The organism is Bacteroides sp. B1-V-101 (assembly GCF_023656585.1).
GTDB classification, from domain to species: Bacteria; Bacteroidota; Bacteroidia; order Bacteroidales; family Bacteroidaceae; genus Bacteroides; species Bacteroides thetaiotaomicron.
The window spans coordinates 16,755-30,122 of the sequence record NZ_JAMOKH010000031.1 but is presented as its reverse complement, the minus strand read 5'-3'; the positions used below and the strand labels follow the sequence as shown (position 1 = coordinate 30,122).

General features: G+C 41.4%; 12 protein-coding genes. 7 read left to right on the top strand and 5 right to left on the bottom strand.

The features are described from left to right. Positions 1 to 32 precede the first annotated feature (32 nt). The 3 genes from NBH01_RS19345 to NBH01_RS19335 all read left to right on the top strand — a co-directional run bounded on the left by NBH01_RS19345 (position 33) and on the right by NBH01_RS19335 (position 5,608). Positions 33 to 971: a tyrosine-type recombinase/integrase gene (locus NBH01_RS19345; RefSeq protein WP_090615957.1), complete on the top strand. Its 939-nt coding sequence runs from the start codon at positions 33 to 35 to the stop codon at positions 969 to 971. 373 nt (positions 972 to 1,344) lie between these two features. Next, positions 1,345 to 4,416, top strand: coding sequence for a DUF4988 domain-containing protein (locus tag NBH01_RS19340; protein ID WP_225679038.1), 3,072 nt, complete (start codon positions 1,345 to 1,347; stop codon positions 4,414 to 4,416). A gap of 100 nt (positions 4,417 to 4,516) precedes the next feature. After that, a complete protein-coding gene (locus tag NBH01_RS19335) occupies positions 4,517 to 5,608 on the top strand; it encodes an OmpA family protein (RefSeq protein WP_129655311.1) in 1,092 nt (363 codons plus the stop codon). A 353-nt stretch (positions 5,609 to 5,961) separates the two neighbouring features. On the opposite strand, the gene NBH01_RS19330 is transcribed toward NBH01_RS19335, so the two are convergent. The 4 genes from NBH01_RS19330 to NBH01_RS19315 form a co-directional block, all read right to left on the bottom strand. Beyond that, positions 5,962 to 6,468, bottom strand: coding sequence for a GDYXXLXY domain-containing protein (locus NBH01_RS19330; RefSeq protein ID WP_008763232.1), 507 nt, complete (start codon positions 6,466 to 6,468; stop codon positions 5,962 to 5,964). Further along, positions 6,455 to 7,411 carry a DUF4401 domain-containing protein gene (locus NBH01_RS19325; protein WP_225679033.1) on the bottom strand — a complete coding sequence of 319 codons (957 nt, stop codon included), beginning with the start codon at positions 7,409 to 7,411 and terminating at the stop codon, positions 6,455 to 6,457. Before NBH01_RS19325 ends, NBH01_RS19330 begins: the two co-directional genes overlap by 14 nt. Continuing rightward, positions 7,395 to 8,312: a DUF2157 domain-containing protein gene (locus NBH01_RS19320; RefSeq protein WP_151209124.1), complete on the bottom strand. Its 918-nt coding sequence runs from the start codon at positions 8,310 to 8,312 to the stop codon at positions 7,395 to 7,397. The genes NBH01_RS19325 and NBH01_RS19320 overlap by 17 nt, the downstream gene beginning before the upstream one ends. A 178-nt stretch (positions 8,313 to 8,490) precedes the next feature. Next, positions 8,491 to 10,230 (bottom strand): thiamine pyrophosphate-dependent enzyme, encoded by a 1,740-nt coding sequence (locus tag NBH01_RS19315; protein ID WP_225679031.1) that lies wholly within the window; start codon positions 10,228 to 10,230, stop codon positions 8,491 to 8,493. 235 nt (positions 10,231 to 10,465) lie between these two features. Here NBH01_RS19315 and NBH01_RS19310 point away from each other — a divergent pair, with 235 nt between their 5' ends. Next, positions 10,466 to 10,684 (top strand): winged helix-turn-helix domain-containing protein, encoded by a 219-nt coding sequence (locus tag NBH01_RS19310; protein WP_011108003.1) that lies wholly within the window; start codon positions 10,466 to 10,468, stop codon positions 10,682 to 10,684. Positions 10,685 to 10,767: 83 nt separating this feature from the next. Here the strand turns inward: NBH01_RS19310 and NBH01_RS19305 are convergent, their stop codons facing one another. Further along, the gene (locus tag NBH01_RS19305; protein ID WP_074858966.1) at positions 10,768 to 11,184 is read right to left on the bottom strand and encodes a DUF6249 domain-containing protein; all 417 of its coding nucleotides are present in this window, start codon (positions 11,182 to 11,184) and stop codon (positions 10,768 to 10,770) included. A gap of 155 nt (positions 11,185 to 11,339) precedes the next feature. Here NBH01_RS19305 and NBH01_RS19300 point away from each other — a divergent pair, with 155 nt between their 5' ends. Genes NBH01_RS19300 through NBH01_RS19290 form a run of 3 tightly spaced genes read left to right on the top strand, consistent with a single transcriptional unit; the run spans position 11,340 to position 13,339 of the window. Beyond that, on the top strand, positions 11,340 to 11,888 hold the full coding sequence (locus NBH01_RS19300) for an RNA polymerase sigma factor (RefSeq protein ID WP_048693042.1): 549 nt from the start codon (positions 11,340 to 11,342) through the stop codon (positions 11,886 to 11,888). Positions 11,889 to 11,898: 10 nt separating this feature from the next. Next, complete coding sequence (locus tag NBH01_RS19295) at positions 11,899 to 12,273, top strand: hypothetical protein (RefSeq protein WP_008767734.1); 375 nt, start codon at positions 11,899 to 11,901, stop codon at positions 12,271 to 12,273. Between the two features lie 52 nt (positions 12,274 to 12,325). Beyond that, positions 12,326 to 13,339 carry a threonine aldolase family protein gene (locus NBH01_RS19290; protein ID WP_234141190.1) on the top strand — a complete coding sequence of 338 codons (1,014 nt, stop codon included), beginning with the start codon at positions 12,326 to 12,328 and terminating at the stop codon, positions 13,337 to 13,339. The last annotated feature ends 29 nt before the right edge of the window (positions 13,340 to 13,368 follow it).

Below are 13,368 nucleotides of genomic sequence, written 5' to 3'. Positions count from 1 at the left end.
TATTTAATAGTGTATATCTAATAGTTTATGCAATGGGGAATTTAATTTCATTTTTTAAGAAAGTAGCCGATGGGCTACGGGCAGAGGGAAACTTTGGGACTGCCCATGTGTATCGAAGTACTTTGAACATTGTGACAACCTTTCATGGGAGTAAATATCTTGATTTTCATCAGGTAAATTCCGAATGGTTGAAAGATTTTGAAGTCTATCTTCGCAGTCGTGGTTCCAGTTGGAATACAGTTTCCACTTACCTTCGTGTGTTGCGTGCGGTTTATAATCGTGCAGTTGATCTTCGTAAAGCGGAATATATTCCGTATTTATTCCGTTCTGTTTACACAGGAACACGTGCAGATAGGAAACGTGCGCTGGAAGATGAAGATATGCGAAAAGTTTTTAGTCGTTTGTCGAAATCATCCACAATTCCTTCAGATTTACGTCGTACGAAGGAACTGTTTATTCTGATGTTTCTGCTTCGTGGTTTACCTTTTGTTGATTTGGCTTATTTGCGTAAAAGCGATTTAAGAGGAAACGTGATAACGTATCGTCGGCGTAAGACCGGTCGTTCCTTATCAGTGACTTTGACACCGGAAGCTATGCTTTTATTAGAAAAGCACATAAGCCGGGATCTTAGTTCTCCTTATTTGTTTCCAATTCTTCATAGTATTGAAGGAAGTCAGGAAGCATATCGGGAATATCAGTTAGCCTTGCGGAGTTTCAATCAGCATTTAGAATTGTTAGGTCAGTGGCTGGGACTGGAAAGCAAACTTAGCTCGTATACAGCACGTCATACTTGGGCTACGACAGCTTATTATTGTGAAATTCATCCGGGTATCATTTCTGAGGCGATGGGACATTCTTCCATTACGGTGACCGAAACTTATCTGAAGCCATTCCGTAGTAGGAAAATTGATGAAGCAAATAATAGGATCGTTGATTTTGTGAAACGCTCTATTGGTGGAGTAATGGTCTGATTAATACCCTGTTACTTGGTAGGTAACGGGACTGAATAGCGCTGCAAATATGGACATATTTTGGAAAACATGCAAACAAAAATGAAAAATTCTCTGATAAACTACTAAAAAAAGAACACATAAACGACAAATACTGCGGATTCTTTGTTTTAAGACTATATTAACCTTAAATTTTGGCAAAAGATTTTCCTCCCCTCTGCCGCTATTTCGAAGCAGGGGTAAAAGGTTTAGATTCTTTTAGAATCTGTTTTCTACAAAAACTACTTTATAAAGGTTACCACAAAGGTTTCCCCGTTACCTACCAAGTAACGGGACAGGCATTATTGAAACTTAGTGTTTAATAATATATTATTAATGTAATTTTTAAGTAGTTATGAAAAGAAAATTTGTAAAAGTGATGTTCTTCGGGGCGTTAGCACTTTCTACTGTCACCTACGTAGGCTGTAAGGACTACGATGATGACATCAATGCGATTAATGAGCGCATTGATGCGAATGACGCTAAACTGGCTGAGATTCAGAAGGTGCTGGATAGTGGACAGTGGGTCAAAGATGTTAAACCAATTGCTAATGGTATTCAAGTAGTTTTGGGAAATGAGAAGACTTATGACATTACTAATGGTAAAGATGGTGTAAATGGTAATGACGGCATTGTTTACACTATCGGTGATGATGGCTATTGGTACAAAGGTACTGAGAAAACTCAGTGGAAGGCTGCCGGAGATACTCCTTATATTAAAGACGGTAACTGGTGGATTGGAAATACCGATTTGAAAGTACAGGCTGAAGGTAAGGATGGCAATAGCACTAATGGTACTGACGGTTTGACTCCTTACATCAAAGATGGCAATTGGTGGATTGGTGAAGGTGATGCAGCAAAAGATCTTGGCGTACAAGCTGCTGCCGATATTTATACTCCTGATGCTAGCGGTATATGGTATGTGAACGGAAAGCCGACTGATCCTGCACAATCTTGGAAGGCAGAAGGAACGATTACTGCTGCAGTTAACGAAGATGGTAACATCGTGATTAGTGGTATGAAAGAATATCCGGAGGGATTTGTATTGAAAACGAATATTGCAGTTTTAAGTAGCCTTGTTTTCGAACCACAGTCTTATTTGGGCGGTATTCAAGCAATGAAGGCTATCAGCCTTAATTACAATGAATGGACAGTGAAGACATCCGATGCTACTCCTACAAAAACTGGTGAAGTTTGGCAGCGGAATACAACGAAAGTTAATGTGCTCACTCCGAAAATTGTAGCTTACTATCATGTTAATCCTCAAAATATAAGTGAATCACAGATTGTAGAAAAATCTGTTCATTATGTAGCTGACAATAAGGAGGTCGTTACTCGTTCTCAGAAGTTTAATCCTACAGTAACTTCTTATAAATTGGTAGATAAAGAAATAGATGGCAAGAATTGTCGTATGCTGAAAGTAACATTCAGTGCGACTTCAGAAGAAATCAAAGCTTTGGATGCTAAAGAAGTTTCAACACTTGCATTACAGGTGTCTGTTCAGTTGAAAGACGAGAAAGAACCTAGAGTGATTACTTCTGACTATGCTGCCATTTATAAGACTAACTGGTCTGACTTTGTTCTTGCATTTAAAGATAAAGTTAATAATAATGCAGCGAATGATGGACATTTATATGGTGCAGATGATAAAGGTTCTAAGATAGGCCAAGCTTTGGAAGCTATTGAAGCAGAGGCTAACTTTGCTCTTACAGCTACTGTAGACGCTAGTGATCCTAAAAAACTGGTGCTAAAAGATAAATTCACATTCCATTATAAAGAAACAGCTGATAAAAGTGGAGCTACAGCTTCTGAAGAGAAAGTTTTTGAAGGTGATTTGGCTGATTTAGATTTGGAAATTGCGTTTGCGCAGTCCAACTATATCAGTGGAGATAATAAAACTCCTCAGAATGCATTCTTGAAATTAGAAGATGGTGAGGCTATTTCTACTGTATACGGAGAACCGGGTGTTGCTGCTGCTGATCGTCAGCCAATGGTACGTGTTATGTTGAGAGAGATTACTACAAAGAAAGTCTTGAATGCTGGTTGGGTGAAAATCAACATAGTAAAAGATGATGTAGATGGTAAAGAAGTAACTTATCCGAAACATGAGGATATTTATGTAGGTTGCGATGATGCAGCGGTTACAACAGATGTTCAATTTATGAATGTAGATGTTTATAATGCGCTTGGTCTGAAGAAAGATGAATTCTATGCTATTTACAAATTGAATGATGCTAAGACTAACCCTGCTACTGGTGACAATAGTGTTGGTAAGGTAGTAGAACTTCAGGATCCTGAAGGTACACAGACAATTCTTGTAGAGTGGACTATTGATAATGCAGACTTGTTAGCTGCTAAAGAAGGTGATACATTCACTAAGAAGGTATACTACTCTGCAACAGGACGCAAGGATGTAGTAATCATTTTGACTACAGGCAAGGTACACAAAGCTTCAGGTACAATCGGTGCTAAGAATACAAATCTTTGGAGTGGAAACTCTATTGAAATAGATGCTAAAGAACCGATTGCCAATAATAAGGCTACCTTGGCAGACTTTGATTTCTATTCTGTATTTATGGGTAATAAGATTGTAACTACAGTAGACAGCAAGTTTACAGACTTCCAGCCTACTCAGTTGAATGATCCGAAGTTTGTATTTGCAGAAGCAAACGGAGTCGTAACAACTAAGCAAAAAATAACGGTTGATGGAGTTGATTACTATGTATATAGAAACGCTGACGGAGATAAGTTGATGGGTACGAAAGGAACTACTGGTTCAGCAGAGGAAGTAGCAGTTATCGCTGGTAGCAAGGTTACTTATAATAAGACAGATGTTGCTAAAGCGTTGCTGAACAAATCGGCTTACAATGAGAATCCGTTTACTGCAACGATTGAAGTAGTGATTACCAATAAGGGTTGCGATACTAAACTTCAGTTGACTAATGGTACATTTGATGCTAAATTCTTACGTCCAGTTAATATTATAGCAGGTCCGGTTAGTACCATTCAGGATGCTGAAACTGGAGGTGCTAAGGTGGCTTTGAATCAGTTGATTTCATTGACCGATTGGCGAGGACATGATTTTGAAATGGGTACGAATAATTTCTATACTTATTATGAAATTTCAGCATTTGCTATCGCTACTGATGACATTAAGACCAATATGGGACAAACAGATCCAAACAAATTTGTGTTGTGGTCGGAAGTTGCATCTTTGTATCCTAATGTAGTGACTTATGCTGCAGGTACAGATACAAGCAATAACTTGACTGCAATTGAAAATGGTGACTTCGGTATGGTTACATACGATAATAAGGGTATGACTGTGAAGACTTCATTTAAACTTCAGATTCCTGTAACAGTCAGCTATCCGTATGGTGATGTGACGAAGGTTATAACAGTAACTGTATTACCTACGCACGGATAATGTGAACAGTAATTTGTAAGAATCACTATAATCCTTTTTAGGTGGAAGGGTATCTTCTTAAAAATGAGAGGATACCCTTCTCTAACTATATATTTAGCGTATGAAAAGAAGCGTATTAATAGTTTTTGCTATTCTATGCACTACAATAGCATTTGCACAGAGCGGAGAACAGCGTATAAAAGAACCTGGTAAGACTGTTTTTCATCCTCATTGGTTTATTCAGACCCAAATAGGTGCTGCTCATACTGTTGGTGAGGCCAAATTCGCCGATCTGATTTCTCCGGCAGTTGCTCTTAACGTAGGCTATAAGTTTGCTCCTGCTTTTGGTGCACGTATTAGTGTAAGTGGTTGGCAGGCAAAAGGTGGATGGATTAATCCTGAACAGGTGTATCAATACAAATACCTTCAAGGGAATGTTGATATTATAGCCGATCTTAGTACTTTATTCTGCGGTTTTAATCCGAAACGTATTTTCAATGGTTATCTCTTTGCCGGAGCAGGACTTAATCGTGGATTTGATAATGATGAAGCGAATGCATTGGATACACGTACTTATGAAATGGAATATCTTTGGCAAGAAGGTAAGTTCCTTGTAACTGGGCGTTTTGGTTTAGGTTGTGATCTCCGTCTGAATGACCGTTTATCCATCAATATCGAAGCCAACGCCAATGCTTTATCAGACAAATTCAACTCAAAGAAAGCTGGAAACTGTGATTGGCAATTGAATGCTTTGGTGGGTTTGAGTATCAAACTTGGCAAGAGTTATACAAAAATAGCACCGATATATTATGAACCAGAACCGATAGTGGTTGAACAGCCAAAGCCTGCTCCTGTAGTGGAACAACCGCAACCTAAAAAAGAGGTGGTAGCTGAGCCTATGAAGCAGAATATCTTCTTTGCATTGAATTCCGCAAAGATTCAGGATGATCAACAAGCCAAACTTGTTTCTCTGGTTGAGTATCTTGAGAAGCATCCGACAGCTAAAATAAGTATAACAGGCTATGCAGATATCAATACGGGTAATCCTAAAATCAATAGCAAACTATCGGAAAAGCGTGCTGTCAATGTGGCTGAGGTATTGAAGGTAAAAGGCATTGCTGCAGATAGAATTAAAATTGATTTTAAGGGAGATACCGTACAACCTTACGCAATCCCGGAAGAGAACCGTGTAAGTATCTGCATTGCAGAATAATATTTTCTAATTCTCGTGTGGTATGATTTCCCCACTTCCTCTATTCATACGAGGAGCCACATTGAGAATATCCAGAAGTCTCCTGCTTGTGAAAGTTCGGACTTCTACGATGAACCCTTCTTCACTTAAAATGTGGAGATAACCGGGAGTAGATAGAAAGACGATACTTGTGAAAGTCTCTCTTTTCAAAATCTACCCTTGGCAGAGAATGCATCCCTTATTTCCCTAGGGCATTCTCTTTATGATCTTATTCATCTGTCTTATTTTCCCGAGATTACTACTTTTAATGTAATCCCCTTATTCCCCACTAATAAGAAGATGCTTAAGAATGCAAAAGTCTGGGCTTTCGTATATTACTGTTTGCCTCTGTACGGCTTAATCTGCCGGAAATCCTTGTCATACAGCCCTACCAGTAAACTCTGTCCTTTATTATCTACTCTCAATCCACCATAGGCGGCACGATTATAGACAGAATCCTGTCCTTCTTCAAAAAAGAAGGATTCGGCACCGAGGAATAACCTGCCATTTATTGTTTTATATTTCAGGACGATTTCATTTTCATTTACTGGTTCAAGGGATTCCTGAAGACGTATTATTTCTCCGACGTGATTCTTGTCAAGCTTGAGCACAGCATAACCGCGTTTAGCTTTCTGTCTGTTTATCAACTCGGAATTTGCTTCTTTATAGTTAAGCCTCATATAATCTCCTTGCATCAGCGAACGGGGATCGACAGGAGCCAGTTGCAATAATACGAGTTGTCCCTCTTTCAGCGTCTGTTCTTTCTGATAAACAGACCAGTTAAAATATCCCAGAAGAAGAATTAAATTAGCGATAATCAGTATTCGGCTATATTTTTTCATGTCTTGTCTTTTTTTGAGTGAAAATATACCAGGCTATGAGCAATACGATTCCCGTGAAGAACAGGGTGATTGATTTCGTCAGCAAGGTGATATCCAGATCATAGTAATATTTGGATATGGAATAGATGAAGAGGAGGAGCGCAACTGCGGACTCAGCTTTATAACCGTACTGAAAACATATCAGTATCAGCAGGATACTGCCCGATAGATAAGGGGCATGCAGACTGGGAAAGCAGATCAGGATACAAAGAAGATAGATGCACACCTGATGTACCGGACTCTTAACCTGCATCACCTGCACGATTTTATAAACCATCAGAAGGATACCCACCAACATGAAAACAGATATGATCCAGTCATTTGTGCTTTTTGTCAAGTAATTGACAGACAACCCGGCCAATGAAAGGACACAAGATACGAACAGACCGGAATGAATAGGTTTATATTTAGACAAATCCCCGTTCGTATAGCTAAGTATTTTTGTCTCATATAGATTGACGAATAAGAAAATTGCTATAATAGGCACGGCAGCCACATTCAGCGGATTCAGTGAAGAGAATAAATTCGTTATCTCTCCGAACAGTGCCATATAGAATGAGATTACCGAAAGGAAGGTCAGGATGAACCCTTTGGATAACAGCATCGTTACTACACTGATCCCTATCAGTACAATAAAGAGGACATCCATGTTTCTATTCATTCCATAACCGGCTAATATACATCCGGCTATGTAGCATGTAATATTCATCGCATCCAGAAAAGGTTTGGTCAGGAGGCGATTGACAAATAAAGTAGTAATGATCAGGATACTTCCTGCAATCAGGCAGGATGTTTCGGACCGGAGAATGGAGGAAAGTACAAGAAATCCCAGAAAGAAGATAGCGGTCAGCACTCCTCCGATAATTGAAAGGACTTCGATTGTCAGGTTACTCTTCTGTGCCATACCATTGTTTTTTTAGGTGAAGGATTGCATAAATCAATAAAGTGGTACCGGTGATAACAATAATTCCTGAGAGGAGAAATATGTTGACATCCCTAAGGTTACTGTGACAGATAAACAGGGATAGTAAAATCATCAGTATGGCAAAAGGAATGGCGGAAAGATAGAATAAATTCCTTTGTCTCCATCCGAACCATAACCCTGCCGAGAACAGCAGAACGGTACTTGTGAGCGGAATGGATACGATTGCATCCTTTTCGCAGATTACTGCCATCATAAGATAAGTCACATGCACGATGGTCGCCAGAGAAAGCAGGCTGACAAACCAACGGTTCTGTCGGCTGAGGGTACCTTTGATACTCATCCATTCTGTGACGACCGTTGCCGAAGCGCAAATCCAGGTTACTGCACTGGTCAGTAAAGTGACTGCCCATTGGTTATCCGGCACTATTTGCATAGCATACAGCCATATGGTAGTACAGAGCAGTCCGATAAACGTCAGCCAGAGCGGAGTGAAACGGATGGCGACTGCCCAGAGGATGGTGAACAGTGTCCAGCCCAGAAACAGGTCATACGCATCAGCGCCTGTCTGATAGATTTGTCCGAATACGGCAAAGAGTGTACCCACAAGGAATGTGGCTCCGGTGAGGATTATCTGTTTGATAAGTATATTCCATCGGGTGAATACTGTCAGCAGGACAGATGCAACAAGCAATGTTTGTACGATTCCCAGCTTGGCTAATTTGGGAAGATCTTCCCAGTTATAGGCGAAGAAAAAGATAATTCCTGCCACCGTAAAACCAACGCCTGCGGCTAACAGAAAAATAGAAAGAAATTGTTTCCATTGTCTTTTATCGGCATACATCGGTTGTCTGAATAGGAGTGAAGAGTCCGGTTTTTCCATGTGCTTCTCTTTTTTGATGATTACAAACATAAGAAAATAAAATGATTATCCTTCAGTTGGATATATAAAAAAGGTAGAACCTGACTCATTGTTGGTCTGTAATGAGATCAGGTTATACCTTTCTGAAGATAATCATCTTGTCTGTGTGCAAGGATAAATATCGTTGAAGAAGGAACTGTCAGAAGACTTCCCGTATATGTTTATAATTCGAATTAATAGTATCGATCACTTCCTGTGAGCGTCCGTTAATCAACAGTTTATACATAGACTGGGCGAAGCCCACCATCTGTCCCAACTCTATTTTAGGAGGCATGGCAAGAGCGTTCGGATCGGTCATGATATTTACCAGTACCGGACCATCCAGTTCGAATGCATTTAATAAAGTAGTCAGTACTTCTTCCGGATTGCTGACATTGAAGCCTGTCATTCCCATTGCTTCGGCTACTTGCGCAAAGTCCGGATTCAGCATATTTGTCTGCCAGTCCGGCAGCCCGTCTACTTCCATTTCCAGTTTTACCATTCCCAAGGAGCGGTTATTGAAGACAATGATCTTAATCGGTAACTTGTATTGGACAACGGTCTCCAGATCTCCTAAAGTCATCGACAGCCCTCCGTCACCACAGAGCGCTACTACCTGACGGTCGGAGTAGGCAAGTGCTGCCCCGATGGCCTGTGGCAAAGCATTTGCCATAGAACCATGATTGAAAGACCCCAGCATATGCCGCTTCCCCGTAGCTTGCAGATAACGTGCACCCCATACACAAGTCATTCCGGTATCTACGGTGAATATTGCATCATCCGATGCCAGTTTATCAATCTCGGACATCACATATTCCGGATGGATTTTGTTTATATCTCCTTTATCTTCCGTATAGGCTGCCAGGTCTTTCTTTACTCCTTCATATCTTTTCAGTTGTTTCAGCAGGAAAGTATCATCAGTCTTGGGGTTCAGCATACGCAATAATGCCTGAATAGTCATTCTTACATCTCCGCAAAGTCCGATATCCACTTTGGCACGGCGTCCGAGCCGTTCGGGTTTGATATCTATCTGTGCTATCTTGATGTCATCGGGCAGGAAAGCGGAATAAGGAAAGTCTGTGCCGAGCATAAGAAGTACTTCGGCTTCGTGCATGCTGTAATAGCCGGAAGGCATTCCCAACAGTCCGGTCATTCCGACTTCATAAGGATTTTCATATTGTACTTCCATTTTTCCTTTGAAAGTATATACCACAGGAGCATTCAGCTTCTCCGAAAGCGCGATCACTTCCTCGTGTGCTCCCCGACAGCCGATGCCGCAGAAAAGAGTAATGCGTTTATGGTTGTTCAGCAACTCTGCCAATTGTATCAAGTCTTCTTCTGCCGGACAGACTTCTGGCGGAGCCGGATAATTCTTTACCGAAGAATCGACGGAAACGGAAGATGCCTTGGCCAGGTCTCCCGGTAAGCCTACAACGGCTACTCCTTTTCGGGTGATGGCTGTCTGAATGGCTGATTGAAGCATACGCGGGAATTGTCCCGGAGTGGTTGCCACTTCATTATAGTAGCTGCAATCGTTAAAGAGTTTTATAGTATTGGTCTCCTGAAAATATTCAGTTCCGAATTCTCCGCTGGGGATGGTGGAAGCGATGGCGATGACCGGTGCGCCTGAGCGTTGTGCATCATATAGCCCATTGATGAGGTGAACATGCCCCGGTCCGCTACTGCCTGCGCAGCATCCTATCCGTCCGGTCAGTTGAGCTTCGGCTGCTGCGGCATAGGCTCCGGTTTCTTCATGCCGTACATGTATCCATTGTATCTTATTGCTCTTTCTGACAGCTTCGTTTACTTCATTTAAACTATCGCCCGTCACGGCATAGATGCGCTCTACGCCCGATTCAACTAATGTTTCGATCAGTTGTTCTGCTATTTTTTTTGCCATATTTCTAATAGGTTTAGGATTGATTCTTAATGTAATAACAGATGTATGCCAAGAAAAGTTCTGTTTTAACATATGCTAATAAGTCCGTTGTGTCGTACACATCGCAGGTTTTATGTTAAAAATAATTTTGTAACAACTTTTTAGTGTTGGGGAGGGAACAATTGTGATATCCATTTGTTATCTTTATAGGCGAAATCTTAACCTAATGTTTATAACCTCTTAATAGCTGTAGAAAATGGATAGAAAGCAAATCGGTGTGTATGCTGGTAAAGTCTGGCAACTGCTGAGCAACAATGAGAAATGGGGCTATGGTACCTTAAAGAGAAAGTCCGGGTTGAAGGATAAAGAATTGGGTGCCGCTCTGGGCTGGTTATCGAAAGAGAATAAGATAGAGTTCGATCAGTGTGATGAGGAACTTTATGTATATCTCTGCGTAAATGTTTATATTGGATGAAAGAATGTCTGATGTTTTAATGAGAACAGATTAAATCCCCGAAGTTACATCTTTGTAGATGAGGCTTCGGGGATTTTGGTTTTTTATTCCTTCTCTTTCTTCTGTATTTTCATCTCGATGAGGAAAGCTGCCAGCAGCCCTGCGCCACCGAAAAGAAGTACACATGCGCCATACACGACACTTGCCTGACGTTCCACGTCCCAGTTTCTGGAAGCGGTGTATCCCGGAAATGAGTTGATGCAGATAAAGAAGGCGACCAGTAGACCTAATCCTATTCCAAGCATCAGCAGACCGCTTTTTAAAGAACCGAAGGTAAACCGGGAGCGGGAGTAATTAAGGTTGAGGGATAAGTTACTGTTGATTTCTCCCGTGTTGACTCTGTCAGCCAGCTTTTCAATCATGGCTATCCGCTCTTTCCTGCATACAAAAAGTTCAAATAATTTGTAGATTCCTAATGTAATAGTACCTACTACCAAGGGAATGGTGATAAAATCCATCATAATTATACTGTTTTTAAGTGAATATTTTCGTTCTTTGTATCGTTTGACGCAGTGGACGGAAAAAGGTTACACTGAAAAGCAGATAATTTATAATCCTGTATTTTTTCTTTTCCGGATTGTAACCTTTTGTATCGGGCAGCGTCTAAAGAGTCAAGATGGAACAGAAAGACGAATCATACTATATCGAACGCATACTGGATGGAGAGACGGAATACTTTTCCGTATTTCTTGACCGCTACAGTCGTCCGTTGTATACGTTGGTGGTGCAGATCGTCGGTTGTCCCGAAGATGCGGAGGAGTTGCTTCAGGATATTTTTCTGAAAGCTTTCCGCAACTTGAATCGTTATAAAGGCGAGTGCCGGTTTTCTACATGGATTTATCGCATCGCTTACAATGCCGCTATCTCGGCTACCCGGAAAAAGAAACAGGAGTTTCTTTATATAGAAGAGAATACGATTAATAATGTACCCGATGAGATGGCGGACAATGTGCTTGCTCCGGCAGAAACCGAAGAACAGCTGGATCGTTTGAGTCAGGCGATAGATCAGTTGAGCGGAGAAGAGAAAGCATTGATTACTTTGTTTTATTATGAAGAAAAGTCAATGGAAGAGATCGGTGAGGTGCTGAAACTTTCGATCAGTAATGTGAAAGTACGGCTTCATCGTACCCGGAAAAAGATTTGTGTATTGATGAATAATAAATAGAAGAGAGGATATGGAAGAGGAAAGAAAGATAAACGAGAATACGGGCAATATGCTGAAACAAGCATTGGAACGGAGGCAAACGGAACGACTGTCTTCCAATTTTTCGTATCGGATGATGGAGCGTGTTCATCAGGAGGCTGAGAAGCAGACGAAGCGGAAAACGAGAATCGGTTGGGCAGCTTTGCTGATATCGGCTTTGGCGTTGGTAGGGCTGGGTGTCTATGTGCTGACTTTCTATCTGGAATTTAACTTTGCCGATGTGATGCCGCAAATGAATGTCCGGCAGGATTCTTCTTTGTTTGCATTTTATGTCTATATCGCACTTCTTGCATTGGTCTTGCTCGGATTAGATTATTGGCTGCGCAAGAAGTATATCTGGAAATAATTCTGTTACTTTGCATGACAATTAAAACAATGCGAAGAAACAAGAAGAAACAATGAGAAGTTTTGCCTCTGATAATAATTCCGGTGTGCATCCGTTGGTGATGGAAGCATTGAGCCGGGCAAACGCAGATCATGCGTTGGGTTATGGTGATGATCGATGGACGGAAGAAGCCGTAGCCAAGATAAAAGAAACCTTTACACAGGACTGTGTCCCTTTGTTTGTATTCAATGGCACGGGCAGCAATGTGGTGGCTTTGCAAGTAATGACGCGTCCGTATCATTCAATCTTCTGTGCAGAAACTGCCCATATTTATGTAGACGAGTGCGGCTCTCCCGTGAAAATGACAGGTTGTCAGATTCGGCCGATTACCACAACCGATGGTAAGTTGACTCCCGAACTGATGCAGCCTTATCTGCACGGTTTCGGCGACCAGCATCATTCGCAACCCCGTGCGCTTTACATCTCTCAATGCACCGAACTCGGAACGATTTATACACCCGAAGAACTGAAACGTCTGACTGACTTTGCCCATCTGAACGGTATGTATGTCCACATGGACGGAGCAAGGATTGCCAATGCCTGTGCCGCTCTTCATCTTTCGCTCAAAGAACTGACTGTAGACTGTGGAATTGACATCCTTAGTTTCGGCGGAACAAAAAACGGACTGATGATGGGGGAATGTGTGATTATATTTAATAAGGACCTGCAACGGGAAGCCCGTTTTGTCCGGAAACAATCTGCCCAACTGGCTTCCAAGATGCGTTACCTTTCCTGTCAGTTTACTACCTACTTGACGGATGACCTGTGGCTGAAGAATGCCGCTCATGCCAATGCGATGGCAGGCAAGCTCTATCGGGCACTTAAGGAACTGCCCGAAGTCACCTTTACCCAAAAGCCGGAGAGCAACCAGTTATTTCTGACCATGCCCCGTCCGACTATCGACCGGATGCTGGAATCTTATTTCTTTTATTTCTGGAATGAGGCGAATCACGAAATCCGCCTGGTGACTTCTTTTGACACAACGGAAGAGGATGTAAATCAATTTATTCGACTTTTGAGACGTTAAAAGAGAAGAATGGAACAACAAAAGCGTCT